Source organism: Nonomuraea fuscirosea (assembly GCF_003001935.1).
GTDB classification, from domain to species: domain Bacteria; phylum Actinomycetota; class Actinomycetes; order Streptosporangiales; family Streptosporangiaceae; genus Nonomuraea; species Nonomuraea fuscirosea.
In genome coordinates this window covers 1-25778 of the sequence record NZ_PVNG01000004.1, presented here as the reverse complement: position 1 = coordinate 25778, position 25778 = coordinate 1, and the positions used below count along the sequence as shown (strand labels likewise).

The window sequence follows — 25778 nt, the reverse complement described above, 5'->3', positions numbered from 1 at the left end:
GGCGGGTCAGCCGCGCGGCGATGCCGCCCGGCCGTCGGCGAGGGCCGGGCTGGCGGGCACCCAGAATTCCACCGTGGTGCCCTCGCCCGGCCTGCCGCCGATGCTCCACCAGCCGCCCGCCGCCTCGGCGCGCTCACGCATCTCGGCCAGCCCGAAATGCCCCATCTCGCCGTCAGGAGGGCCGCTCAGCGCGGCGCCCCCGGGGGTCAGGCCCACGCCGTCGTCGCGCACCCGTACGTGCACGCCCCGGTCTCGCGACGTGAGCTCCACGGCGACCCGGCCGGCCCCGGCGTGCTTGCGCACGTTCATCAGGGCCTCCTGGCAGATGCGGTAGACGGCGACCACGGTCTCGTCGGGCGGGTCGCCGTCGAGGTCGTGGCGCAGCTCGCAGGTCACGCCCGTGTCGCGCATCGTCTGTTCCAGGTAGCCGGACAGGCTCTCCACCAGGCCGCCGGGCGGGCGCAGGCTGAAGGTCAGCTCACGCAGGCGGTGGACGGCGGCGTCGACGGCGTCGTCGATCGCGCGCAGCCCGGCGGCGTGCTTGTCGGGCAGCTCGGCGCCCCACAACCGCAGCCGCATGCCGACCGCGACCATGGACTGAATGGTGTCGTCGTGCACGCCGGAGGCGATGCGGCGGCGTTCGCGCTCCTGGGCCTGGACCAGGCGGGCCATCAGCGCGCCGCGCTCGCCGGGCGCCCTGGCCTGGCCGTGCCGCTCGGTCAGCTCGCGGATCACCTTCCCGAACCCGCGCAGGACGCCGTCCCCGTGCAGGGCGGTGATGCTCACGGCGGCCCGGAACCGGGTGCCGTCCTTCCGCACCCTCCACCCCTCCTCCTCCCACCGTCCGTCGGCGGCGGCCCGGCGCAGGCCCTCGGCCGGCTTGCCGGCCGCGACGTCCTCGGGCGGGTAGAGGACGGAGAAGTGGGTGCCGACGATCTCGTCGGCGGTGTACCCCTTGATGCGCTCCGCGCCGGTGTTCCAGCTGCTGATCACGCCGTGCGGGTCGAGCATGAAGATGGCGTGGTCACGAACGCTCTGGACGAGCAGCGTCATATCATCCGGTGACGGGCCACGCACAGGCATACCGCAGCCTTTCACGGCCCGGCGGGAGCGCCAAACGCGATCAGCCGCCGTCCTGGGCCGCTCCATGGGGCGGGTCGAGCGCCGGAGGCCGGCTCGTCAGTTCCTGGTGGGCGGTGAGCTCGCACCACACCGTCTTGCCGCCGCCCTCGATCGGCGCGCTGCCCCACGCGGCGGACAGCAGCCGGACGACGTGCAGCCCCCAGCCGCGGGCCGGGCCGGGGTCGCGGAGCTCGGGCAGCTCGGCGCCGGCGTCGCGGACCTCGATCCGCAGGCGCGACCCGCTGCCCAGCACCCGCAGGCCGGGGGGTCCCTCGCCGTGGACCAGCGCGTTCGTCACCAGCTCGGACACCACCAGCAGGACGTCCTCCTGGCGCCCCTGGTAGCCGCACTCCCGCAGGACCTCGGCGATCAGGCGGCGCGCCGCCGTGATGCTGCCCATCTCCTCGGGCAGCCGGGTGTCCACCTGATATGCCTCAGCCTCCTGACTTGCCACGTCTCTACTGTCGGGGAGGCCGGCGGCCGGCCACGAGACGCAGGCGCCCCACGGCGGCTCATACGTCTGAGGGACGCGCTCTGGTGCATCTGCGTCAGTCGAGCAGGCCGTCTCGGCGCGCGAACGCCACCGCCTCCAGCTTCGAGCGGGCGCCGAGCTTCTCCAGCACGTGCTGCACGTGGTTGCGCGCCGTGTTGCGGGCCACGCCAAGACGGTCGCCGATCTCGTCCGTACTGGCGCCCTCGGCCAGGAGCAGCAGCGTCTCCCGTTCGCGCGGGGTCAGCGCGGAGCCCCGGTGCCCGGCGCGCCCGGTCAGCCGGTCGAGCACTCCCGGCAGCAGCCCGGGGGCGAACACCACCCCGCCGCCCGCCACCTCCCGTACCGCCGACTCCAGCTCGCCCAGCCGCGAGGACTTCACCACGAGCCCGGCGCCGCCGGCCGCGACCACTCCGGCCGCCACCGCGGCGGTCGCCTCTCCGGTCAGCACCAGCACCCGCACTCCAGGCGCGGCGGCGGTCAGCCGCCCGATGGCCGCGATGCCGTCGCCGTCGGGCAGCCGGCGGTCGAGCACGATCACGTCGGGCCGACACCTGCCGGTCTCGGCCACGGCGCCGGCGATGGTCCCGGCCTGGGCCACCACCTCGATGCCGGGGGCGCGGCCGAGCGCCTGCCCGATGGCCTCCGCGACCATGGCGTGGTCCTCCACGAGAACCAGCCGGATCGAGGGAGCGGGCGGCATGAGACGCAGTCTCGCACGTCAGGCGGCCTGATCGCAGGTTCCCCGGACGCCGTCCACCGGCCTGTCCCCCATGGGCAGGCAAAGCGTGACCGGATGGTCATCACGCATGGATCAGCCCAGGGTAAGCCGTTGGTAAGGTTGTCCAGAAATGTTCGAGTTTGGACGGGTGGGATAGGTGGAGGTCGAACAGACAGCGCTCCCGGGAATCGGCTTGAAACATGACTTCCTTACCCGCAAGGGACAGCGGGTGGGCGTCGTGTCTCATCGCACCGGACGCCGGGATCTGGTCATCTACGACAAGGATGACCCGGATTCGGTCTGTCAGATGGTCAAGCTCAACGACGAGGAGGCCGACGCCCTGGCCGAGCTCCTGGGCGCCCCTCGCATCGTGCAGCGGCTCAACCAGCTGCACCAGCAGGTCGAGGGCCTGGTCAGCGTGCAGCTCCCCATTCCCGACGGCTCCCCCTACGCGGGCCGCCCCATGGGTGACGCGCGCGTGCGAACCCGGACGAGCGCCTCGATCGTGGCCGTCGTCAGGAGCGGGCAGGTCTTCGCCAGCCCCGGCCCTGACTTCACGTTCCGCGTCGGTGATGTCGTGGTCGTCGTCGGCAGCGAGGACAGCACGGCCGAGGTCGCCGGCATTCTGGCCGAAGGATAGGGCCGCGGGTGCACGAAACCGCGATCATCTTTCTCGAGTTCGGAGCCGTACTTCTCGGCCTTGGCGTCCTGGGCGCCCTGGCGCTGCGCGGCGGCATCTCCCCCATCCCGCTCTACCTGATCGCCGGCCTGGCGTTCGGCACCGGCGGCGTGCTGCCGCTGGCCACGAGCGAGGAGTTCATCTCGGTCGGGGCCGAGCTGGGCGTGGTGCTGCTGCTGCTCACGCTGGGCCTGGAATACAACGCCGACGAACTGGTCACCAGCCTCAAGAGCAACGCCCGGGCGGGCATCGTGGACCTGGTGCTCAACGCCGCGCCCGGCGCCGTCTGCGCGCTGCTGCTCGGCTGGGGGCCGGTCGCCGCCGTGGCGATGGCCGGCGTCACCTACGCCACCTCGTCGGGCATCACCGCCAAGGTGCTGTCCGACCTGGGGTGGATCGGTAACCGGGAGACGCCGACGGTCCTTTCGCTGCTGGTCTTCGAAGACCTCACGATGGCGATCTACCTGCCGGTCCTGACGACCATGCTGGCCGGGCTGAGCCTGCTCAGCGGGGCCATCTCGGTCGGCATCGCGCTGCTCACCGTGAGCGTGGTGCTCGTCGTGGCGCTGCGCTTCGGGCGCTTCATCGAGGCGTTCGTGTCCAGCCCCAACTCCGAGGTGCTGCTGCTCAAGGTCGTCGGCCTTGCCCTGCTGGTCGCCGGTCTGGCCCAGCAGCTGCAGGTCTCGGCGGCGGTGGGCGCGTTCCTGGTCGGCATCGCGCTCTCCGGTGAGCTGGCCGAGGACGCGCAGGCGCTGCTGGCGCCGCTGCGCGACCTGTTCGCGGCCGTGTTCTTCGTCTTCTTCGGCTTCCAGACCGATCCGGCGAAGATCCTCCCGGTCGCGGGCCTGGCCGCGCTGCTCGCCCTGATCAGCATGATCACCAAGCTGCTGACCGGTATGTACGCGGCCAAACAGGCGGGCATCGCCAAGGCCGGCCAGGCGCGGGCGGGCATCGCGCTCATCCCGCGCGGTGAGTTCAACATCGTCATCGCCGGTCTGGCGGTGGGCGCGGGCGTGCATCCCGACCTGGGAGCGCTGGCGGCGGCGTACGTCCTCATCCTGGCGGCGTTCGGCCCGCTGGCGGCCAAGCTGGTGCAGCCGCTCATCACCTCCATCGCCAACCGGGCGGCCTGACGGCGGGAGCGCCGGTCCGCTAGTTTGTTCGCATGGCAGACCGCAGGCTCGGCGTTTCCGCACCCCCGGTGGACAAGACGATCAGGTCCGCGGACTGGGACAGCCTCGACATCTCCGGTGAGAACCATCGCCGGGTGCTGTTCCAGGACGTGGACATGACGGAGCTGTCCGACCACGGCTCCTCCTTCGAGGAGTGCCAGTTCCGCAACGTGCGCTTCAACGTGTCGGTCCACGAGGACGCGCGCTTCCTCAACTGCGTGTTCTCGCGCTGCTCGTTCTTCGACGCCACGTTCACGGGCTGCAAGCTGACCGGCTGCGTGTTCGACGGCTGCACGTACGGGCTGCTGAAGGTGTCCGGCGGCGACTGGTCCTACGTCGCCCTGGCCGGCGCCGACCTGCGCGGCAGCGCCTTCCACGGCACCCGGCTGCGTGAGGCCGACCTGTCGGCGGCCCGGCTGGAGGGCGCCGAGCTGCGGCGCTGCGACCTGTCCGGGGCGTGGCTGCGCGAGGCCGACCTCACCAGGTGCGATCTGCGCGGCAGCGACCTGAGCACGCTCGACCCGCGCGAGGTCACGATGAAGGACGCGATCATCGACCCGTTCCAGGCGACCGTGGTCGCGGGGGCCCTAGGGTTTGACGTACGAGACTGACCCCCACCCCCCGGGACGCCTCTTGCCTAACGCCGAACTCACCCCCGCCGAGCAGGCCGTGTCCGCCGCCGTCGCCCGCGGCGCCAAGGTCGACCTGCGCTCGGGCGACCCCGCCCGCGACTCCCCCGCCGACGCCGCCTCCTGGGGCGCCGACCGCGACGTGCGCGCGGAGGTGCTGGAACGGCTGCTGCTGGCCGATTACTCCGGGCCCGCCGACAAACCCGGCCTGCGCCTGATCGGGGCGCGCATCACCGGCGAGCTCAAGCTGGCGTTCGGCGAGATCGACTTCCCGGTCATCCTGCACGACTGCGTGTTCGACGAGGTCCCCGACCTCTACCAGGCCCGCACCCGCTTCCTCAGCTTCGCCGGCTCCCACATGCCCGGCCTGACCGCCTCCAACATCCAGGTCGAGGGCAACCTGCGGCTGGGCGGCTGCCACGTGCGCGGCGAGCTGCGCATGCCCGGCGCCCGGATCAACGGCACCCTCACGCTGAACGGCGCCCGCCTCGACCATCCCGGCGGCATCGCGCTCAACGCCGAGCACCTCGATCTCGGCGCCAATCTGCGCGCCGAGGACGGCTTCACCTGCGACGGCGAGATCCTGCTCACCGCGGCCGGCATCGGCGGGGCGGTCCAGCTGGACGGCGCGCGCCTGCGGGCCCCGGGCGGGCTGGCGTTCGGCGGGTCCAACCTGGTCGCCCAGGTGGCGCTGTTCGCGCGGGACGTCGAGGTGGACGGGGAGTTCAGCCTGCGCTTCGCCCGGGTCGGCGGGCCACTGTCGCTGCGCGGCTCCCGCCTGCGCAATCCCGGCCGCCTCGCGGTGCGCGCCGGCGGGCTCAACGCCGAGGGCGGGCTGTTCCTGTCGCTGACCGAGATCGAGGGCATCGTCTGGGTCGAGGCCGCCACCATCGGCCGCTCGTTCAACGTCAGCGGAGCGCGTCTGCGCAATCCCGGTGACCTCGTGCTGGCGGGCGACGGCCTCGTCGTCGACGGCGCCCTCGTGGCCCGCGAAGGACTGACGGCCGAGGGCGAGATCAGCCTGCTCGACGCCTCCGTCAGCGGTCCTGTCCACTTCGAGGGCGCCACGCTGGTCAACCCCGGCGGCGCGGCGCTGTCGGCCAACGGCCTCACGGTCGGCAAGGTGCTCAACCTCTGCGACGGCTTCTCGGCGCGCGGGCGCATCCGGCTGACCAACGCCAGGATCGGCAGCCGCCTCTGCCTCAAGGGCGCCACGCTGGAGGCGCCCGGCGACGTGGCGCTCAAGTGCCTCGGGATGGAGACGCGGGAGCTGTCACTGCACACCGCCAAGCCGGTCCAGGGGACGGTGGAGCTGCGGCACGCGCGCATCGGGGTGCTGCGCGACAGCCCCGGCGTGTGGCCGGACGAGCTGCGCATGGACGGGCTGTCGTACGAGGCGCTCGAACCCATGCTGCCGGCCGCCGAACGGCTCGGCTGGCTCGGCCGCGACATCGACGGCTACCTGCCCAACGCCTACGAGCAGCTCGCCGCGCTCTACCGGCGGCTGGGCAGCGAGAACGACGCCCGTGACACGCTGCTGGCCGGCCAGCAGCAGCGCCGCTCGTCGTTACCCTGGTACGCGCGCCTGTGGGGGCACCTCCAGGACGTCACCGTCGGCTACGGCTTCCGCCCCCTGCGCGCGGCCGGCTGGCTGCTCGCGCTGCTGGCCCTGGGCACGCTGGTGTTCGCGCAGAACGAGCCGCCGCCGCTGAAGGCGGGTGAGGCGCCGGAGTTCAACGCGCTGGTCTACTCGCTCGACCTGCTGCTGCCGATCATCGACTTCGGCCAGGACAAGGCGTTCAACCCCGGCGGGGGGACGCAGTGGCTGGCGTACGGGCTGATCGCGGCGGGCTGGGTGCTGGCCACGACGATCGCCGCCGGCCTGACCCGCTCGCTGCGCCGGCCGTGAGCCGGTCGAGCGCGGCGGCGGTGGCGGCGTCGGCGGGCAGGTAGACCACGAGCCGCTGCTCCGACCCGCTCAGGTCGAGCCGCTCCCTGGCCAGCCGCAGCTCGCCCACCTCCGGATGCGCGAAGCGCTGCACGTCGTCCTGCACCGGTGGCCCGGACGCCGCGGCGAGGCGCCCGGTGAAGGCCTCCCCCGCCGCGAAGGACAGCTCGTCGACCAGCTCGGCCCCCCAGGGGTCGTCGGCGCCGGCCTCGTACTTGAGCGTGGCGGCGTACTCGTCGGCGACCCGGTCCCAGTCGGGGTAGGCGGTCCTGGCCCGCGCGTCGGAGAAGACGAAGCGGGTCAGATTGGGCAGGTCATGCTCCAGCAGGCCGGCGGGACCGTGCAGCCGCTCGAAACCGGTGGTGTGGGCGAGCACGTCGCCCAGCCGGTTGAGCAGCACCGCGGGGGCGGGTTCGAGCCGGTCGAGCAGCGCCCGCACGGTGGGACGCACGGTGTGAGGGGGCGCCTGGCCTCCGGACGGGCACAGCGCCATGCCGCCGCTGGTCACCTTGACCAGGTGGCGCAGGTGGATGCGCTCCTGCGGGGTCAGGCGCAGGGCGTCGGCGAGCGAGACGAGCACCCCCACCGACGGGTTGCGGTCGCGGCCCTGCTCCAGCCTGGTCAGGTATTCGACGCTCACCCCGGCCACGGTGGCGAGCTCCGACCTGCGCAGGCCGGGCGTGCGCCGCCGGCCGCCGCCGGGCAGGCCGACGTCGGCGGGCCGGGTCGCCTCCCTTCGTGCGCGCAGGTAGGCCCCCAGCTCGTTGTCGCTCACGGGGTCGAGTCTAGGGGCCGGCCGCTCGCTTATCGTGGCCCTCCGGGGGCCAGTCTGGGCCCGGCCTTCCTCGCGCGTACGTCGGCACGGCAGGGTGGGTGTCCATGACGAAGACGACAGTGATCATGACCGGCTCGGGCTCGTTCGCGGGGAGGGTCTGATGCGTTACCGGCTGCTGGGGCGTACCGGATTGCGGGTGTCCGAGCTGTTCCTCGGCGCGATGACCTACCGGGAGGCCTCGCCCGAGGTGCGGCGGATCTTCGATCGGTACGCCGACGCCGGGGGCAACGTGGTCGACACCGCCTCCATGTACGGCGAGAGCGAGAACGTCGTCGGCGAGCTGCTCCAGGGCCGCCGCGACCGTTTCGTCCTGGCGACGAAGTACACCCCCACCCGCGACCGCACCGACCTGAACGCGGCCGGAAACCACCGCAAGAACCTGGTGCTGTCGCTGGAGCAGAGCCTGCGCCGGCTGCGCACCGACTACATCGACCTGTTCTGGGTGCACGTGTGGGACCGGCACACGCCCGTGGAGGAGACGATGCGGGCGCTGGACGACGTGGTCCGCTCGGGCAAGGTGCTCTACGCGGGCATCTCCGACGCGCCCGCGTGGGTGGTCAGCCGGGCCAACACGCTGGCGGAGTGGCGCGGGTGGACGCCGTTCGCCGGGCTGCAGGTGCCCTACAGCCTGCTGTGGCGGGACGTGGAGCGCGAGCTGCTGCCGATGGCGCGGGCGTACGGGATGAGCGTGGCGGCGTGGGGCGTGCTCGCGCGGGGCGTGCTGTCCGGACGGTACGCGCGGCCGGGGGCGGCGGCCTCGCGGGTGTCACCGGAGTCGATCAGCGAGCGGGACCGGGCCGCGGTGCGGGTCGTGACGGAGGTGGCCGGCGAGCTGGGGGTGACGCCTTCGCAGGTGGCGCTCGCCTGGGCGGTGGCGCGTGGCGTGCATCCGATCATCGGGGCGAGCACCGAAGAGCAGCTCACGGACAACCTGGGGGCCTCGGACGTACGGCTGCCCGAGGAGGCGGTGCGGCGGCTGGAGGCGGCGGCGGAGTTCGAGCTGGGCTTTCCCGGCGACTTCATCGCCCAGACGGACGCCAGCCAGGACCTCTACGGCGACGCCCTCCCCCGCCTCGTCGGCCGCTGACGCCCGCCACCCCGGGGACGGGCGTCAGCACAGGGCGGTGGCGGTCTGCCAGAGGCCGGGGAGCGCCGCGAGCACCCGGTCGCCGCGCCGGCGCCGGTCGGCGAGCGTCTCGACGCCCAGGTCGGACAGCAGTTCGGCGAAGCCGTCCTCATAACCGCTCTCGCCGGCCAGCGCCCGCTTGGTCAGGCAGCGCGCGTACGTGGCCGCCATCCAGAAGACCGCCTCCCGGTGCAGCCCCTGGTCGATGAGCTCCCGGCTGCCGTCGATGGCGGCCGGCCTGGCCACGGGGCTGATGTCGGAGTCGAACCGGTACGCGGGCGCCCGCACCGAGGCGGCCGCGTCGAACACCCGCTCCAGCGCGTCCAGGTGCCGCCCGACCTCGGCCGCGCCGAGCCGCGCGCAGCCGAGCAGGTCGAGCAGGCCCTCGTGGTACTCCAGCCGCCCGTGGTCGGCGAGCAGGTCGCGCACGGCCGCGTACCGGCGGCGGACGGTGGGGTTGCGCAGCCCGGCCACCAGCAGCACGTGCGCGGTCACCCCCGTGCCGAACAGCCACGAGGTGATCTGCTCCACCGGCGGCGCGGACTCGTCCACGCCGTTGATGAAGCCGCGGACCCGGTCCATGGCGTGGGTGCAGCGGGCCAGCACCCAGGGGCGTTCGGCGAAATCGCGGGCCACCACCCGCTGGAGCTCGCCCAGCCGCCCCGTGGGGTCGGCCAGCACGCACGGGAGGTGGAAGCTGCCGGCCAGGTGGTAGTCGCTCAGCACCTCGTGCGTGGAGCCGAGCCCGGTCATGGAGGAGACCTCCAGCAGCACCCCTTGATAGGGGAATTTCCCGATGTGACCGATCGGAGTGCCGGGGTGCGCGACCACCATGACGTCCACGTCGGAGCTCGGGGCCAGCTCGGCGGCCGGGTCGGCCCAGAGCACCGACCCGGTCAGGAACGCCCCCGCGAAGCCGGGCAGCGCGCTGCCCTCCTCGCGCACCCACTGCCGCGCGATCCGCCTGGCCTGCTCAGCCCGCATCCACTTCCTCCCGGTCGCGGGCCCGGCGCGAGGTCCGCAGCAGGACGAACGCACCCAGCACCACCAGCACGGCCAGCCCGCCCCAGATCCAGCCGGGAACGCCGGCCGAGGACGCGGGCCGCTGCCCGGCCGCCGCCGACGCGTCCGGGCCGGCGGGCGCGGCGGACGTCGCGGCGGCGCTGGTGGCGGCGTCGGTGGCGGCGTCGGTGGCTGGGCCGGCGGACTGGCCGTCCGCCGGTGCGGTCTGCTCGCCCGAGGGCGAAGCCGTCGAAGAAGATCCTCGCACGCCGAAGGGGATCTCACCCTCGATGGGATGTCCGTCCGAGGAGACGACGCGCCAGGCGAGCACGTACGAGCCCGGCGGGAGGGCCTGCGGCACGTCGGTGCGGACTAGGGGGCCGTCGAGCCGGGGCTCGCCCAGAGCGATCTCCTTGCCCGCCGCGTCGTGGAGCACGACGAACGGGAACTTCACGCCGGCGCTGAATTCGAGTTCGATCTCCTTGGGCGAGGAGATCTGGGCGTTCTTCGCGGGTGAGCTGCTCTTGAGCGTGTCGTGGGCAAAAGCGGGTGAGGCAGGAAATATCAGGAAAAGTGCGCAGGCGAGCGCCGCCAGCGCGGCCTTGCGGATGTGTCGCGGCGGGATTGTCATGCTGGTCTCCAGAGATCATCCGGACGACCGCGCCCACGGCGCCGGCGTCCGGGCACGGGCAAGGGCGGGGAGGTGCGTCAACGACGCGCCGTCGCCGGCGGCCCTCGCCTGCTGATCGTTCCCGGTACGGCCCGGCCTGAGCAGGCGGCGACGCCGTACGTCATCGACCTGCCCGCCGTTCCCGCGCCGGCCGGTGCCGGGGCAGGGATGAGCAGGCGTACGAGCGAGCGCACGAGCGGGCCGACGAGCGGGCACTCCGTGCCGCACAGGCGGATCATGGTCCACAGCGCGCGCTCGCCGCGATGCAGCCACCACGCCGTCAGCGCCGCGACCGTGAGGTGGGCCAGCGCCATGCCGAAGGAGGGATGCCCGCTCGGGGCGGGCCCGTGAAGGAGGTGCCCGTCCAGCCCGCTCGGGGAAAGCCCGTCCAGGAGGCGGCCGTTCAGCAGGTGGCCGCTCAGGAGGTGGCCCGGATACTGCTCGGGCAGGTGCGCCTGGGCGGGCGCGAGCCGTTCGAAGAGCAGGTGCAGCAGCGTCTGGGTGCCGGTGGTGGCGGCCAGCACGACGGGCAGGCCCCGCTCGCGCCCGTCGATCAGGTACGCCAGCGCGAAGGCGGCGAGCGTTCCGGCCAGGTAGGCCCCGAACGGCACCACGCCCCCGCCGGCCAGCGCGTGCCCACCGGCCGACACCGCCCCGCACACGGTCGCGAACACCACGGCCCGCGCCAGCCGGAGCCCCGTTCCCCCGGCAGTGCTCTCAGCAGCGCCCGGAAAAAAACGCACGCCCGCGAAGGCCGCCTTGCCGTAAGCCGCCTTGCCGTAAGCCGACCTGCCGTAAGCCGACCTGCCGTAAGCCGTCCTGCCAGAAGCCCTCCTGCCCGAAGGCGCGCCATGGGAGGCGGCGCGGGCGAAGGGCCCGGAGAGGGACGGAGTGGGCACAGCCGACATCTTTCCACAGAGTTCGTCGAGGCCCGGGAGGTTCGAAACGCCCGCGTGCGGGCAGTCGGTTCTGATGGACATCGTCACGAGCGCCGGTGAGGACCTGGAGCGCGTGGTCCGCCAGGAGCTTTCCGCGGCCGGCTTCACCGTCGAGCCGTCCCTGATGTCCGCCGACGGCGGACTCGGCATCTGGCACGATCCGGCGCGCGGAGTGGTCATCGCCTGGGGCGCCTCGGCGGAGCAGCTGGTCAAGTACGCCACGATCCGAGCGGCGGTGCAACTGGCGCTGCGGACCGTGCTGACCGACGCCGGCCATCAGGTCCGCCAGGACGCCAACGGCATGGAGCTGATCGTCACGTCCTGACCCCGGTCACGCCTTGGCCTCGCGCAGCGGCCGGCCCACCTCGTGCAGGTGGCGCAGTGCCTGCGCCCACGACTCCACCAGCCCGCATTCGACGTACCCGACGCCGAGCGAGGCGCAGTACTCGCGCACGATCGGCTGCGCCTTGCGCAGGTTGACGCTGGGCATGCTGGGGAACAGGTGGTGCTCGATCTGGAAGTTGAGCCCGCCGAGCGCGGTGTTGATCAGCCGTCCGCCGCGCACGTTGCGCGAGGTGAGCACCTGGCGGCGGAGGAAGTCCAGCTCGTCCTCGGCGGTGAGCACGGGCATGCCCTTGTGGTTGGGCGCGAAGGTGCAGCCGAGGTAGACGCCGTAGCAGGCCTGGTGGACGACCAGGAAGAGCAGCGCCTTGGGCAGCGGCAGCACCAGGAACGCCGCACCCAGGTAGGCCAGCACGTGCGCGCTCAGCAGCAGCCCCTCGACGCCCCTGCCCTTGAGCGATTCGCGGCGCAGCGCGCGGAAGCTGGAGAGCTTGAGGTTGAGCCCTTCGAGGGTGAGCAGGGGGAAGAACAACCAGGCCTGGTGGCGGCCGACGAAGCGGGGCAGTCCCCGGCTCTCCCCGGCCTGCTTCTCCGACCAGACGAGGACGTCGGGGGCGACGTCGGGGTCGTGGTCCTCGTGGTTGGGGTTGGCGTGGTGACGGGTGTGCTTGTCCATCCACCAGCCGTAGCTGAGGCCGACGGCCAGGTTGCCCGCCAGCAGCCCGGCGATCCTGCCGACGCGCCGCGACCGCCAGATCTGCCCGTGCGCCAGGTCGTGGGCCAGCAGGGTGACCTGCGCGAAGGCCACCGCCAGCAGCACCGCGACAGGCAGTTGCCACCAGGAGTCGCCGACGGCGGCGAACAGCGCCCAGGTGCCCGCGAACAGGGCGGCGACCAGGCTGATCCTGACCGCGTAGTAGCCGGGCCGCTTGTCCAGCAGCCCTTCCTGGGCGATGCGCCGCGACAGCCGCGCGAAGTCGCTTCCCCGCCGTTGTCCCGGGGCCGGGCGGGAGGTCTCTGCCACAGTCACGTACGTCTCCGATGCCGAGGAGGGGAATGGTCCTCCCAGCATCGCCGGTTCCCGGGGTCTCACGAACCCCCGCTGTCACCCGGTTCCGCGGTAGTGCCCGCCCTACCATGGGGCGTCCCCGCCGCCTCGGGACCGGGACCGCTCTTCGCCCTCAGCGTCGGCGCCGGGCGGCCCCATCTGGGTGGGGAACGGCGGGCGGCGGGGACACCGGCTCGGCACGTACGCACGGGCCCCTCGCCCGGCCCCGCGTCTCCGCACGGACCCTCGCCCGGCCCGGCGCGTCCGCACGGTCCCTCGCCCGGCCCGGCGCGGCTCGTCCGGCCACCCGTCCGGTCCCGTGCGGCTCACGCCGCCGTCCTGTGCGGCTCACGCCGCCGGTCCCGTACGGCTCACCCGGCCGGTTCCAGGTGGGCCGGGGCCGCGGATTCGCCGTGGACGTGCAGGTCGGGGCGGAAGGCCGCGAGGTAGGCGGCCCGGTCGCGGAAGGTGGAGGCCAGGGCGTCGCCGTAGTCGATGAGCTCCCTGTGGGCCTCCCGGCGCGGCTCGTACCGGGCGCCGAGCAGCCGGTCGAGCAGCTCGTGGTCGCTCCCGGCCGCGCAGATGACGTCGGCCAGGATCTCGGCGTCGTGCAGGGTGTAGCTCATGCCCATGCCCGTCATCGGATGGCAGGCGAACGCGGCCGAGCCGAGCAGGGCGGCGTTGCCCTTGTGGTAGGCCTCCACCCGCAGCGAGGAGACCTTGATCCGCTGCCAGGTGGCGGGCAGCAGGAAGTTGAAGGCGTCGGAGCTCTCGGTGACGAACTTCTTCAGCTCGTCCAGCAGGACCGGGATGCCGTCCTGGAAGATCTCCTTGTCCGCCTCTGGCGGCAGGCCGACGAACACCCTGGCCTGGTCCCTGCTGATCGGGTACAGGTAGGTCATCCAGCCTTCCGAGCTGAAGTAGAGCCGGTTGAGCTGGGCGACGCTGGCGCTCAGCGGCACGGTGGCCACCCGCATGAGCAGCCGCTCGTACGGCATGGTGAGCTGTTCGATGCCGAGCGCCCGGCGGATCGCGGACTTGGTGCCGTCGGCGCCGATGACGACGTCGGCGCGCAGCCGCCGGCCGTCGGAGAGCGTCAGCTCCTCCACGCGGTTCCCGTCCGTGGCGATGTCGTCGATGCTGACGTCGAAGCGGAACTCGACGCCCTCCATCGCGCAGGAGGTGTAGATGAGCTCGACCAGCTCACGGTACGGGCGGATGAGGAAGCCACCGTCGGGGAAGTGGCAGTCCTGGATGGGGTCGCCGTCGTGGTAGTAGCGGACGAGGTCGCGCCGCAGGCCGTTGCGTCCGACGAGGTTCGCCAGCCCGTGCCGGGCCAGCACCCGCAGTCCAGGTGGCTTGAGGAAGTCGGCCCCCGCGCTGGGGACCGAGGGTCCCTGTTCGATGACGACGACGTCGCGGCCGCGGCGGCTCAGGAGTAAGGCCAGGAAACAGCCGCCGAGACCGGCGCCGACGATGGCTACGTCGCAGGATGTGGTTGCCATGACGGGGAGCCCTTTCGAATGGTTGAACTAGTGCGTGTGCCCGCGGGTGCCGGCGAGCGGGCCTGGTTCGGCCGCTCTGGGGCGCGGGACAGGGTCCGGGTAGTGATCCGGGTTGGGGCCCGGATAGGGGGGTGCGGAGGGAGTGCGGGTCTCGACCGGCAGCAGCGCGTCGGCCTCCGCCGCGACGGTGGCGAGGGTCATGCGCAGTTCGAGCAGCATCCGGCGGGGCACCTTGATCATCACGTCACCCGGGTCCGGCCGGAGCCGGGTGATCTTGGTCAGGGCCAGCGCCCCGATCAGCACCGAGATGGCCACGCACAGGGCGAGCGCGCCGGCCAGGCCCGCGTACGGCCCGGTCATGAACGGGTGGTCGATCACGACCGACACGACGGCGACGCCGACGGCCCCGCCGACCATCCGGGCCATGGTGGCCGCGCCGACGGCGGAGGCGTACTGGTGCGGGTGGGCGGCCAGGGTGGTCGCGACGGAGGTGCCGGGGGCGAGCGCGCCGACCCCCATTCCGACCACGACGCTGGCGATCAGGCCCCACACGGTGGGTCCGGCCTGGACCAGCACGAGCACGCACGCGCCGCCGCAGAGCAGGGATCCGGCGTAGATGAGCCCGTACGCGCCGATGCGCTTCACCATGCGTCCGGCCAGGAAACTGGTGACGACGACGGCGACCGATGTGGGGGTCAGCCACATGGCCACTTCGAGCATCGGGTAGCCGAGGTGGAGCAGGTAGAGGGGCTGCACGGTGAGCAGCCCGTACGACAGCGCGCCGAACCCCCAGGTGGCCAGCCAGCCCCAGACGAACTTGGGCCGCCGCCACAGGGCCAGGTCGATGGCCGGCAGGCGGTGGTGCCTGGCCTGCGCGAGCGCGCCGCCCAGCAGGGCCAGCGCGGCCAGCGCCAGCCACACCACGTCCATGCCCCAGGCCATGGCCTTGGAGATGGCCAGCACGATCACGGCGATGCCCGCGGCCAGCAGCCACGCGCCGAGCACGTCGGGTACGCCCTTGGCGGAGTTGCGCCGGCCGGACGGCAGCCCCGCGCAGGCGATGAGGAGGGCGACGCCGATGACGACGTCGGGGATGAACAGGGACCGCCAGCCGACGGTGGCCGCCAGCCAGCCGCCGCCCGCCTGCATGAGCAGGCAGCCGAGCCCGGAGGCGGAGCTCCACAGCGCGATCGCGCCGCGCCGCTGCGATTCCGGCAGTTCCCCGAGCAGCAGCCCGAGGCTGGCCGGGATCATCGCCGCGGCTCCCGCGCCCTGCACGGCCCGTGCGGCCAGCACGTACGACCAGGGTTCGACGGTGACGGTGGCGATCCCGCCGAGCACGAACACGACGAGACCGACCGCCAGCACCCGGCGGCGGCCGAACAGGTCGGCCCAGCGGCCCGCGGTCGCCAGCAGTGCCGCGATCGGGATGAACGCCGCGCTGGTCAGCCAGACCAGGTCGCCGAGCGGCATCGCGGAGCCGGCGGGCGTGTATCGCAGGACGCCCACCGCCAGGGTGGTGGCCGTGGTGTCGGCCATCACCGTCAACATGACACCCGCACCGACCAGGCGCAGCATCACTCCGTGACGCCGGTTCGCGCCTGGCGTGCCCGTCCCCCTGCTGGCCGTTGGTGACGAACGCACGTGGTTCCTCCTATGAAAGCGTCGATCGTTCTCCGCCGCGGGCGCACTCCGGCGGGTGCCGGCGGCGGAGCCGGACGTGAGGTGGGTGGTGCCGGTCTCAGGCGCCGTACCGGCCGGGCGACAGCAGGCCGTCCGGGTCGAGCGCCGTCTTGAGCCGGTGCAGCATGCCGAGTCCGGCGGTGCTGGTCTCCGACCAGACGTCGGCGGCGGCGTGGTCGATGTCGGAGCGGTAGATGGCGCAGCCGTTCCCGCGCAGCAGGCAGTTGCCGTCGTTGCGGAGCTGGTGCGCGCGGTAGGCGGCGTCGGGCGTGCCGCGGTCGAAGAAGATCTGCATGACGCCGTTGGCCATGTGCTTGCTGACCATGTTCCACTCGACCATGAGGGCGGTGGTGTGGGCGTCCACGGCCGTCTGGAGCGCCGCCAGGATGTGCTCGGTCCTTCTTTCGTGCATCGGCATGACCGGCAGCAGGGCCAGGAAGCCCATCGCGCCTTCGTCGATCTGGTCGCAGGAGGTGACGCCGAGCGCGGCGTGCACGCCCCGGCAGGTGGGGATGCCCTGCGCCATGAGCGCCCTGGGGTAGAGCGGGTCGTCGGGGCCGACCTCGGCCGCGTCCATCACGCGCAGGGCCTCGGCGCCCTCGACCTCGATGAGCGCCTTGCGCAGCAGCTCCTCCGCCAGTTCGACGGTGGCGTCGCTGCCCATGAGCGGGCCGAGGACGGTGAACAGGCCGGGGTCCACGCCGGGCGGCAGCGTCCAGTCTCCGTGGCCGGGGACGAGGGACAGCTCGCGTACGCGCAGCAGCCCGTCGGCCGGGTTGCCGGCGCGCAGGAAGCCGGTGACGGCGCCGACCGCCGCGCTGACCTGGTCGCGCGGCATCCGGCCGTGCACGAGCCCGATGGTCTGCGGGCGCGGCACGAGCGAGACGGCCATCGCGGTGACGATGCCCAGGTTGTGCTGGACGAACGAGGACGTCAGGTCGGGCCCGGCGACCCGGCCGTGGTAGCGGCCGGCGGGGTCGAGCCCGCCGGTGGTGACCACGCTGCCGTCGGCCAGCACGGCCTCCAGGCCGGCCACGTCGTGCACGCGGGAGCGGATGCACCCGTCGCCGCGGTCGAGGGCGTTGCCGATCACGGAGGTGTCGGCGCACGAGGCGGTGACGTTCAACATCCACGGGGTGTCCCGCAGGACGGCGGCGAGCTGGCGCTGGGTGACGCCCGGCTCGATGACCGCGTATCCGGCCTCCAGGTCGAGGCTGCGGACCCGGTTCATGCCGCCGAGGTCGACGACGAGGTTGTCGTCGGTGACCGGCATGCCGGAGCCCATGCCCCAGTTCCTGCCGGTGCTGATGGGATAGAGACGGAGCTTGGCCGCGGTGGCCCGCCGGACGAGCGCGCGTACCTCGTCGAGGCTGCGCGGTGATTCGACGCCCGCCACGGAGCGCGGCTGGTGGCCCCCGACGTCACGCGACCTCAGCTCCGGTCGCGACAGATCCTGCATGACTCTCCTTGAATGGTGCGGTCCATGTCTCCGGCTCCCCGGCGAGGGAGCCGCGGGGGGCACACGTCAGGCGGTGTGCGTGAGCAGGTCGTCGATGGAGCCGATGGCCTGGTTGGACATCTCTCGGATGTCACGCAGCCGCTGCTCGACGAAGACGTCGGCCTCGGCCTCGGCGTAGGAGTCTGCGGACGGGACGGTCTCGGGGAAGGCGGTCGGGACGGTCTCGGGGAAGGCGGGGAAGTCGAGGCTGCCGCGCGGCGCGGTCTGCGCGGGCACGTCGTGCAGGCCGTACGGGTGTCGCCGGACGTGGTCGGTGTGCTCGCGCCGGGAGCGGGCGGGCAGGTGCGGGGGGGTTCGCATGACGGGAGCTCTCCTACCGGATTCTGATGGGGTTTTCCGGGCGACCACTCGCCGTTGAGCGGTTCGGGGTCAGCGTGCGCCCTCCTCGATGCCGGGGTGTCCGGCTCGTGGAGTGACGGCCGCGGGGGTGGCCCGCGGCACGCCGTGGTTGATGACGCTCGCGGCGATGCGGCGCTCCGCCAGCCCCATGTGGGGACGGCCGGCACCGGGGATGCTCGGCCTGGGAGTGGCCGAGCCGCGGATCATGGAGCTGGCGTGCACCCATCGGCGCGTCTCCACCAGCACCTCTCGCTGCGCGCGGACCAGGTCCGCGTGCAGCGCGTAGTGCTCGCAGACGGCCCGCGCCAGCACCCGTGCCATGACGAGGTGCTCTTCGCAGGCGCCCGCGACCTTCGCCTCCAGGCCGGCGACCTGGGCGAGGAGCAGTTGCAGGTGCGGCAGGCCCGAGCTGCGCTCGAAGCCCTTGAGCTCGGCCAGCCGCTCGGGCCAGCGCAGCCGCCGCTCGATGGCGGCGCACACGTCCGCGACGAGCCGCGCGGCGGGCTCGTCGTCGGGGTCGTGCCCGTCCAGTCGCACGGCCCGCTGGGCCGTGGGTTCGAAGTCGGCGAGCCGGCGCAGCCCGCTCTGCAGCAGGCGTACCCGGTTCTGCAGGCACGCGGCGCTCCAGCCGAGTACCAGCAGGCGGTCCGCGTCCGCCTCGCAGTGCCAGCCGACCAGCGCCACTTCGCGAGCCATCTGGTGGTGCAGCACCCATGACTCCTGTCCGGCCGGCGGTAGCGGGGTGTCGATCCACACCTGGAGGCCGCCGGGGGGCAGCTCCGCCACGCCGATGTCCATGCCGTCGGGCGCGACCCTGGCGCAGATCCGCTGCACGACCCGCTGCTGTGCCGCCGTCTCCGGCGACATCGGCACCGGGCCCGGCAGCACGCGCTCCTGGGCCACTCTCGCCCTTGGCTCGATGCTCATCTGGGGCCACCTCCTGACCCGCGCGGTCTCTCGACCTACGTAAATTGACACTTAATAGTGCCGCTCTGATCGTCGTAAGACGACCGTTTTCTGTCAACTGGCACTTTACGTAGCCCGGTTGGCGCCCAGGTTTAGCCGGCCCTCGACACGGGGAGCCGGTGGATCCACGCAGGTGAATGCCGTGTTGTCGCAGGTGGATGATCTAAAGTCCGTACGGTGCGGTGAACCGTGGACGACGATCGAGGAGCGAGCCCGTGCCGATGCGCAACGTCATGGTCGCGGCCGTGACCGTGGTCGCCGGGCTGCCCCCGCATCCCGGCCCGGTGCAGGCCGGAGCCGGTTACTGCGTGCTACCCGATCACTCCCTGCGGTCCGCGGCGGCGGGGCCTTACCTGATCGATACTGCTTCCTTCCTAGACTGGATTCATCCCAATCCGCCGCCCGCCGAGCCGGAGCCGACCTCTTCAGAACGGCTCGACTTCGCCGGATTCCCGAACGTCTCGGCCCTGGACGTCACCGATTCCGACGGCGCTCCCGCGCTCAAGGTGATCTCCACCTTCACCACCAACGTGGACCGGGTCGTCACCCTCACCAGCTCGTCGGCGGTCTCGGAGGACGGCGGGATCACCTTCGGCCCGTCGGGCGCCACGCCGCTGCGCGAGTCCCCGGTCGAGCTGCACGACGGCCGGTTCTTCGCCACGGAGTACTATCCGGACCGGATCGGCCCGCACACGGCACGGCTGGGCGTGCTCACCTCGTCCGTGCTGGACGACGGGGAGAGCTGGCTGCGCTCGGAGGCGCTGCTGTCCACGCCCGGCGAGCTGCTGCCCGGCGGGGCGGCGCACGGGGCGCCGATCCAGCTCGCCGACGGGACGATCCTGATCACGGTGTACGCGCGCTACGCCGACACGGGGACGTACCAGGCCGAGGTGTACGCCAGCGGCGACGGCGGCGCCACCTTCGAGCGGCGCGGCGTGATCGCCGGACCCGAGCCCGGGTTCGTCTACAACGAGGCGGCGGTCGCGCAGGCGATGGACGGCAGCCTGGTGGCCGTGCTGCGCCGCGACGGCGGGAAATACTCGACGCTGCACCAGACCCGCTCCACCGACGCGGGCCGCACCTGGGCACCGGTGCGCGAGCTGCGCTTCGCCGGCCTGGACTGCGTGGTGCGCGGCGTCGCCCCGCGGCTGCTGCTGACCCCCGGCGGCGTCCTCGTGCTGAGCGCGGGGCGGCCGGACAACTGGCTGGCCGTCTCTCCCGACGGGCTCGGGGAGGAGTGGCGGGAGCCGGTGATCACCTACCACAACCGCGACGGCATCTGGGACGCCCACGGCTCGTCCGGCTACACCGGCCTGGCCGCCGTGGGGCCGCACCGGCTGATCCAGGTCTTCGACAACTGCAAGCTGCCGGGGGTGCGGCCCGACGGGCTGCTCGACGAGACGGCCTGCCCCCTGCACGATCGCTTCGAGCACGGCGGCTGGTACGCGGTCAAGCGGCAGCTGTTCACCGTGGCCACTCCTGGCGCCGCCGGCGGCACCCGGCTCGACCTGGACGAACTGTACCGGCGGGGCGCTCTGCGGGTCTCGACCACGATGCGCTGGTCGAGCCGGTACCGGCCGCGCACCGGGCCCGGCGGGGCGCTCGACGGCAGCACCGGCTACTGGTCGAGCGCCGTCGCCAAGGGGCGCGGACGTTACGTGCTGCACCTGGACCGGCCGTACCGGCTGAGCCGCATCGGCCTCAGCCTGCGTCCCGGGCATCCGGCTGGGGCCCGGGTGTACGTGTCGGGGAACGGGCGCGACTGGGGCGAACCCGTCGTCACGATCGAGGACAGGACCGACTACGCCCTGCGTTACGACGACCTCGGCGACCGCAGGGCCCGGCACGTCAAGATCGTCGTCGAGCCGTCGGAGGGTTGCGATCCGGAGATCGGTCGCTCGTGCGGGGTGCTGAACGAGGTCGAGCTCTACTCGTCGAACAGCCCTGGGTGATTTCCGGTCATCGCCGCCGGTGATTCCGGTCATCGGTGTGGCGTACGGACACGGGCCCAGGGGAGGCCGGCGACCATCGCGATCCGCTCGCCGTCATCGCGGCCGATCAGACGGGCTTTCGACGCGGACGCACGTTCCGCGCACATGCTTTCGCCCTCTGCGCCTTCGCGGGGCTTACCTTCACCCGAACATGCCTTCGTGCGGACACCGCCTTCGCGCGGACACGCCTTCACCCGAACATGCCTTCGCGCTTGCCTCCGGCGCCGTACACGCCTTCGCGCGGACACACCATCGTGCGGACACGCCTTCACCCGAACATGCCTTCGCGCGGACGCGGGGAGGGCAGGCAGCCACTCCCCGCGGCGCCGGCGCTTCCCCGCGCGACCCCGGCCGGCGCGCGGCCGGTTGGTTCTCCGCTCCGCCGGCAGGTTCCTTCGATTGATCGCTCGTCCGGAAGGTTTCTTTGGTGGTTCACCGGTCGGGCGGCAGGTTTCTGCCGGGGTCGTCGAGACCGTCGCGGCTGTCACGGCCGAAGCCGGAGCTTTCGTCCCTGGTCTCGTCGATCTCCAGCCGCTCCTTGCGGACCTGACCCTCGACGGTCTCCTCGCGCTGCACGTCCTGCTTGCGCACGTGCACGCGCTCGACCGGCCTGGTCTCCTTGCCGACGACCGGACGTTCCTCGTGCAGGATCATCTCCCGGTCTTCCTCGCCGATCTCGAACGTCCCCACCATCTCGCCGTCGCGGATGGGCTCGCGTTCGATGACAACCTCCTCGTGCGAGAGCGGGATCGTCTCGCGGACGACTTCGGTGTCCACGAACTTGTGCAGGTGGACGCGGCCGGACTCCCGGCTCTCCTTGCCGATGTGGATCTGCTCCTCCGAGCAGATCATGTCGATGTCCTGGTCGTCGCGCAGGCCACCGCGCATCTCGTCGCCGAGGCCACCGGGCGTCTCCCTGCCGGTCGTGCCGGGCATCGCGCCGCCCATAGCGCCACCGGCCAGTCCGCCGCCCATCTCGCCGGGCATCTCGCCGGACGTTCCGCGGGGCATGTCGCCGGTCGTCTCCCCGAGCGTCCCGCCGGGCATGTCGCCGGTCGTCTCGCCGGCCAGCCCCGCTCGCCGTTCCGCGCTCTCCCCCGTGATCGGCTCCCTGGTACGGGTATCGCCGGGGCGCTGACGCGGTATGTCGGACGGGTGCATGCCGTAGTAGCGGTAGAGGTCGGCCTCCTCGTTCAGCGACAGGCGTCCGTCCACGTCGATGTTCGGCGCGCCTTTGATCATCTCCTTGTCGAAGGGGACCCGGATCTCCTCACCCGAGCGGCGGGCGTTGGCCAGAGGCACGAACGTCTGCTTCATCCCGAAGAACCCCGTGCGTACGGTCACCCACTCCGGCTCGCCCGTCCGATCGTTGAGGTAGACCTGTCCTACCTTGCCGATCGACTGTCCGTCCGAACCCACCACGTGGCAGTCGAGCAGGTTGCGGATCTCTGTTTGCATAGCCACGTCGATCCCCCCGATGTTTCTCTCGTGGTTCAAAAGGGACAAATACCCCAAATCACCACATATCCACATAGGGGAAGGTCAGTTTTAACCCTATTCCAGCAACCCACCCCGACACGGCCACCCAGCTCAGACCACCCAGCTCGACGCCCCCCGAACTCCAGCCACCCAGCTCAGCCCACCGGACTCGGCGTCACCAACTCGGCGTCACCCGACTCCAGCCACCCAGCTCGGACCACCGGACTCGGCACCACCCGGCTCGGCATCACCAGCTCGACATCACCCGGTTCACGGTCGTCCGGTTGACGGTCATCCGGCTCACGGCCATCCGGCTGACAACCACCCAGCTCGCCTTCAATCGCTCTGAGCCTTGCGCAGCGCGGACAGATGTTGCCGCAACGACGGGGCGGCCGTCTTGGCCAACGCCACCACCGCCGGCGACGAGCCCTTGGAGATCTCCTTCTGAGTGGCCGCCAGCGCCTGCTTGTGCGCCTTGACCATGCCCGACAGGAAGTCCTGATCGAAGTCCTCCCCCGTGGCATCCTCCAGGCGGTTCAGCTCCTTGTGCTGACTGGCGTCCGGCGAACTGGGCAGCCGCACGCCGAGCCGCACCGCCGTCTGGGTGACCTTGGCGTCGAGCTGGTTGTGATCCTTGACCAGCATCGCGCCGACGGCCTTGACCTGCTTGGCGGCGCCCTTATTCTTGGCCAGCGCTCCAGCCTGAACCTCGGTCAGGTTCCCCTGGTGGATAGCACCCAGCCAGGCCTTGTCCTGCTCGGACGGGGGCGTACCGGTGGGGGTGGCCACCGCAGCGTAGTTCTGTGCCGTCTCACCGGCACAACCGGACAGGGCAGCCAGGGCCGCGACGGCCAGGGGCAGGGCGAGGCGAGTACGCATGAGACTTCCTTTGACAAGGTGAATTGACTCTGATACGGAGAGTAACCATTCGGATCAGAAGCAGCCCAGCATTACGGCCGAGGTGGCGCGTCCACGCCGATCCCCACCGCCCTGACCCAGACGCCCAGACTCGAGCTCGGCCTCAGGCACCTGATCATGCACCCGAACCAGGCCCCCACGCTCAGGCTCGCCCAGAGGCGTCCCGCAGCCTCAGGCGTCCCGACCCAGCCTGGGCCTCAGTGGCCTGGCCTCAGGCACTGACATCAAGCCTCAAGCGGGGCCGCGGTAGTCCGGAGGCGGGCCTTCGGCCTCGTAGGTGTCAACCGTCCGATCCGTGAGGAAGGCCCGGAGCAGGCCGAGGTAGGCGGTGCCGCGCCCGGAGAAGCCATCGTCGCCGGCGGCGTAGGCGAAGCGCGCGTCGGAGAGCGCGCTCCGGTAGTCGCCGGCCTCCGCCCAACTCTGTGCATCACAGGGCCCCTTGACGATGAGCACAGGCGCCTCCACCGCGCCCAGTCCACGCCGAACGGACGCCGGCACCGCCCTGCCGGCCAGCGCGACATACCCGCCATACCCGGCAGAAGCCGCATCGGCCTCGGGACCGGGCACGACGGCATCACCTCCAGAACGGGCGGAAGCAGCACCAGCCTCAGCACCGACCACGGCAACGTCTTCTCCCGAACGCGGCAAAGTGCCGCTCTCGGCCGTCATCCAGCCGAGCCCCGCAACACCGTCACCCTCCCGCCCGAAACCCGCCACCCCAGGACCGGAACCCACCGCTCCAAAGCCATCCGCCCGGAGTCCTACCAGAGCAACGCCCGTCATCCTTGTCTCTCCAAGCCTGCCCACCCCTGGACCGACCATCCCAGGACCGGCCGCCCCTGAACCGGCCATCCCTGAACCGGCCACCCCCGAGCCGACCGCCGCCCCTCCACCGGAGACTGGACCGCGCATACCCGGACCAGCCATCCCTGAGCCGCCCGTCCCTGGACCGGCCGTCCCTGGACCGGCCGTCCCTGGACCGGCCGTCTTTCCATCGGAGGGTGGGCAGGGAGGTGGGGTTTGGTGGCGGAGGAGGGTGAGGTGGGTGGCGAGTTCGGGGTCTCCGGCGAAGGCGTGGGCGGCGACCGGGTCGACTCGCAGCAAGGTGGACACGGCTAGCGTGCGCGGGTCGGGGACCGGTCCTGGACCCAGCAGGATGGCGGAGGATCGTGGGTGGTCGCCCGCGCGTCCAGGAGGCAGGCCGGTGAGGCCCGCCGGGGAGTACAGGACCGCTCTGGCCACCCGGGCCGGGTGCTGTGCCAGGTAGGCCGCCGCCAGTTGGGCGCCATAGTCGCGGGCGACGAGGTTGAGCCGTTCGGCGCCGATGGCCAGGCGGACGGCCTCCAGGTCGGCGACGTCGCGGGTCAGCCCGTACCCGCGCGGATCGGCCAGCCGTCCCGAGCGGCCGGCGCCGAGCTGGTCGTAGACGTAGACCCGGAACCCGTCGGCCGCCAGCTTGCCGAGGAACGCCGAGTCGCCGGCCAGGTCGCCCACCCCGGGGCCGCCGTGCAGGAACACCACCGGCTCCGGCTGGGTGACCCGCCGGGGCGAGACCCGTACGTACGCCAGCCGCGACCCCGTCTCCAGCCGCCACTCGCGCTGCCCGGCCACCTTCGCGGGCGCGGCGGGGACGGCGGGCGGGCGCAGCGTGGCCGCGGAGACCTGCCAGACCACCGCCGCTTCGACGCCGAGCAGCACCACCGCACGCGTCCAGCGCCCCCAGCCGGCCGCCGGCCTGGGCACGCACAGCAGCAGCCCCAGGAAGAACACCGAAGCGAACACCGCCAGCCCGGTCACCGCGAACACCTGGGGCCGCGCCCCCACCATGGCCGTCCCGGCGAGCGCGGCCAGCCCCAGGACCGGCGAGAGCGCCAGCACCACTGCGCCCGTCACCGCCCGCCCGGCCAGCCTGCCGAAAGAAGCCACGAAGGGGACGTTAGCCCACGTTCCCCACCAAGGTCGGAGAAACCCACGCCTCACCCACCCCAAACCGGCACAGACAGCCCCTCCAGGGTCAGGACAAGGAGGGCTCGGGCGTCGAGGGGCTGGACGTGGGGGGTCCGGGCATCCAGGGTCCGTGGGTCCAGGGTCCGTGGGTCCAGGGTCCGTGGGTCCAGGGTCCGTGGGTCCAGGCGTCCGGGGCCCGGAGGTCCGCGGGTCCGCGGGTCCGCGGGTCCGGACAAGTAAGGGCCAGGGCCAGGGCGGAGAGCGGTCCCGGAGGCCAAGGCAGGCAGCGGTCGGCGGTCAGGCAGAGACCGGCGCGAGGAGGAACAGGGAGCCCTCCAGGAGCCGGGCAGGGAACCGGCGCGAGGACGGGAGGGGGTTTCCAAGGCCCAGGGCAGGCAACCGGCGCGGCCGGAGTCCCGGAAGGAGGTTCCAGGGACCAAGGCGAGGAACCGGCGCGGGTTCGGACAAAGGTCCAGGGTCCGGACAGGGAGGGGTCCGAGGGCCAGGGCAGCGGAACCAGGGTAGGTGCCGAAAGCGTGGGTGCGGACAGGGGTACTGGGTCCGGGTCCGGCCGTTCGGGGGTCGGGAGCCGAGGTGGGGAGCCGAGGTCGGGAGCCAGGGTCGGGATGCTTGGGCGTGTAGAGCTTGTCGCGGTCGACCTGTCGCTGTTCGGCGACCAGATGAACGGGGGAACGGGTGCCAGGAATGG

General features: G+C 72.3%; 23 protein-coding genes. 7 read left to right on the top strand and 16 right to left on the bottom strand.

Annotation, left to right across the window (positions count from 1 at the left end):
- Window positions 1-6: 6 nt before the first annotated feature.
- From B0I32_RS10330 to B0I32_RS10320, 3 genes are all read right to left on the bottom strand, one after another.
- The gene (locus B0I32_RS10330; protein WP_245955730.1) at window positions 7-1053 is read right to left on the bottom strand and encodes a PAS domain-containing sensor histidine kinase; all 1047 of its coding nucleotides are present in this window, start codon (window positions 1051-1053) and stop codon (window positions 7-9) included.
- Window positions 1054-1123: 70 nt separating this feature from the next.
- Window positions 1124-1576, bottom strand: a complete 453-nt coding sequence (locus B0I32_RS10325; RefSeq protein ID WP_181307240.1) for an ATP-binding protein — start codon at window positions 1574-1576, stop codon at window positions 1124-1126.
- 94 nt (window positions 1577-1670) lie between these two features.
- Complete coding sequence (locus B0I32_RS10320; protein ID WP_106237178.1) at window positions 1671-2315, bottom strand: response regulator transcription factor; 645 nt, start codon at window positions 2313-2315, stop codon at window positions 1671-1673.
- Between the two features lie 175 nt (window positions 2316-2490).
- Here B0I32_RS10320 and B0I32_RS10315 point away from each other — a divergent pair, with 175 nt between their 5' ends.
- From B0I32_RS10315 to B0I32_RS59730, 4 genes are read left to right on the top strand one after another with little or no spacing between them, the layout of a single operon-like run.
- Window positions 2491-2973 carry a cation:proton antiporter regulatory subunit gene (locus B0I32_RS10315; protein WP_106237176.1) on the top strand — a complete coding sequence of 161 codons (483 nt, stop codon included), beginning with the start codon at window positions 2491-2493 and terminating at the stop codon, window positions 2971-2973.
- Window positions 2974-2981: 8 nt separating this feature from the next.
- Window positions 2982-4145, top strand: a complete 1164-nt coding sequence (locus tag B0I32_RS10310; protein ID WP_106237174.1) for a cation:proton antiporter — start codon at window positions 2982-2984, stop codon at window positions 4143-4145.
- 32 nt (window positions 4146-4177) lie between these two features.
- The gene (locus B0I32_RS10305) at window positions 4178-4795 is read left to right on the top strand and encodes a pentapeptide repeat-containing protein (protein ID WP_106237172.1); all 618 of its coding nucleotides are present in this window, start codon (window positions 4178-4180) and stop codon (window positions 4793-4795) included.
- A gap of 22 nt (window positions 4796-4817) precedes the next feature.
- Complete coding sequence (locus B0I32_RS59730) at window positions 4818-6722, top strand: hypothetical protein (RefSeq protein WP_106237170.1); 1905 nt, start codon at window positions 4818-4820, stop codon at window positions 6720-6722.
- Here B0I32_RS59730 and B0I32_RS10295 read toward each other — a convergent pair.
- Complete coding sequence (locus B0I32_RS10295) at window positions 6613-7536, bottom strand: helix-turn-helix domain-containing protein (RefSeq protein ID WP_106237168.1); 924 nt, start codon at window positions 7534-7536, stop codon at window positions 6613-6615. The two genes, B0I32_RS59730 and B0I32_RS10295, sit on opposite strands and share 110 nt — an antisense overlap.
- Window positions 7537-7696: 160 nt before the next feature.
- Here B0I32_RS10295 and B0I32_RS10290 point away from each other — a divergent pair, with 160 nt between their 5' ends.
- On the top strand, window positions 7697-8683 hold the full coding sequence (locus tag B0I32_RS10290) for an aldo/keto reductase (protein ID WP_106237166.1): 987 nt from the start codon (window positions 7697-7699) through the stop codon (window positions 8681-8683).
- 24 nt (window positions 8684-8707) lie between these two features.
- Here the strand turns inward: B0I32_RS10290 and B0I32_RS10285 are convergent, their stop codons facing one another.
- The 3 genes from B0I32_RS10285 to B0I32_RS10275 form a co-directional block, all read right to left on the bottom strand.
- The gene (locus B0I32_RS10285; protein WP_106237163.1) at window positions 8708-9706 is read right to left on the bottom strand and encodes a hypothetical protein; all 999 of its coding nucleotides are present in this window, start codon (window positions 9704-9706) and stop codon (window positions 8708-8710) included.
- A complete protein-coding gene (locus B0I32_RS10280; RefSeq protein WP_106237161.1) occupies window positions 9696-10355 on the bottom strand; it encodes a copper resistance CopC family protein in 660 nt (219 codons plus the stop codon). The genes B0I32_RS10285 and B0I32_RS10280 overlap by 11 nt, the downstream gene beginning before the upstream one ends.
- Window positions 10356-10432: 77 nt before the next feature.
- A complete protein-coding gene (locus tag B0I32_RS10275) occupies window positions 10433-11137 on the bottom strand; it encodes a hypothetical protein (RefSeq protein ID WP_146178118.1) in 705 nt (234 codons plus the stop codon).
- Window positions 11138-11366: 229 nt separating this feature from the next.
- On the opposite strand from B0I32_RS10275, the gene B0I32_RS10270 reads away from it, so the two are divergent.
- Window positions 11367-11657 carry a hypothetical protein gene (locus B0I32_RS10270; protein ID WP_106237156.1) on the top strand — a complete coding sequence of 97 codons (291 nt, stop codon included), beginning with the start codon at window positions 11367-11369 and terminating at the stop codon, window positions 11655-11657.
- Window positions 11658-11663: 6 nt separating this feature from the next.
- On the opposite strand, the gene B0I32_RS10265 is transcribed toward B0I32_RS10270, so the two are convergent.
- The 6 genes from B0I32_RS10265 to B0I32_RS10240 form a co-directional block, all read right to left on the bottom strand.
- Complete coding sequence (locus B0I32_RS10265; RefSeq protein WP_245955729.1) at window positions 11664-12704, bottom strand: fatty acid desaturase family protein; 1041 nt, start codon at window positions 12702-12704, stop codon at window positions 11664-11666.
- A gap of 389 nt (window positions 12705-13093) precedes the next feature.
- Window positions 13094-14227 carry an FAD-dependent oxidoreductase gene (locus B0I32_RS10260; protein ID WP_106237151.1) on the bottom strand — a complete coding sequence of 378 codons (1134 nt, stop codon included), beginning with the start codon at window positions 14225-14227 and terminating at the stop codon, window positions 13094-13096.
- Window positions 14228-14254: 27 nt separating this feature from the next.
- On the bottom strand, window positions 14255-15766 hold the full coding sequence (locus B0I32_RS10255; RefSeq protein ID WP_181307238.1) for an MFS transporter: 1512 nt from the start codon (window positions 15764-15766) through the stop codon (window positions 14255-14257).
- A gap of 202 nt (window positions 15767-15968) precedes the next feature.
- The gene (locus B0I32_RS10250; protein WP_106237146.1) at window positions 15969-17369 is read right to left on the bottom strand and encodes an FAD-binding oxidoreductase; all 1401 of its coding nucleotides are present in this window, start codon (window positions 17367-17369) and stop codon (window positions 15969-15971) included.
- 66 nt (window positions 17370-17435) lie between these two features.
- Window positions 17436-17729 (bottom strand): hypothetical protein, encoded by a 294-nt coding sequence (locus B0I32_RS10245; protein ID WP_106237144.1) that lies wholly within the window; start codon window positions 17727-17729, stop codon window positions 17436-17438.
- A gap of 69 nt (window positions 17730-17798) precedes the next feature.
- Window positions 17799-18695, bottom strand: coding sequence for a hypothetical protein (locus tag B0I32_RS10240; protein ID WP_146178116.1), 897 nt, complete (start codon window positions 18693-18695; stop codon window positions 17799-17801).
- 260 nt (window positions 18696-18955) lie between these two features.
- Between B0I32_RS10240 and B0I32_RS10235 the strand changes: the two genes are divergently transcribed.
- A complete protein-coding gene (locus B0I32_RS10235) occupies window positions 18956-20686 on the top strand; it encodes an exo-alpha-sialidase (protein WP_106237140.1) in 1731 nt (576 codons plus the stop codon).
- Window positions 20687-21157: 471 nt separating this feature from the next.
- On the opposite strand, the gene B0I32_RS10230 is transcribed toward B0I32_RS10235, so the two are convergent.
- The 3 genes from B0I32_RS10230 to B0I32_RS10220 form a co-directional block, all read right to left on the bottom strand.
- Window positions 21158-22183, bottom strand: a complete 1026-nt coding sequence (locus B0I32_RS10230; protein ID WP_245955781.1) for a DUF2382 domain-containing protein — start codon at window positions 22181-22183, stop codon at window positions 21158-21160.
- Between the two features lie 357 nt (window positions 22184-22540).
- Window positions 22541-23083, bottom strand: coding sequence for a DUF4142 domain-containing protein (locus B0I32_RS10225; protein ID WP_106237134.1), 543 nt, complete (start codon window positions 23081-23083; stop codon window positions 22541-22543).
- Window positions 23084-23353: 270 nt separating this feature from the next.
- A complete protein-coding gene (locus B0I32_RS10220) occupies window positions 23354-25048 on the bottom strand; it encodes an alpha/beta fold hydrolase (protein WP_146178114.1) in 1695 nt (564 codons plus the stop codon).
- Window positions 25049-25778: the final 730 nt, after the last annotated feature.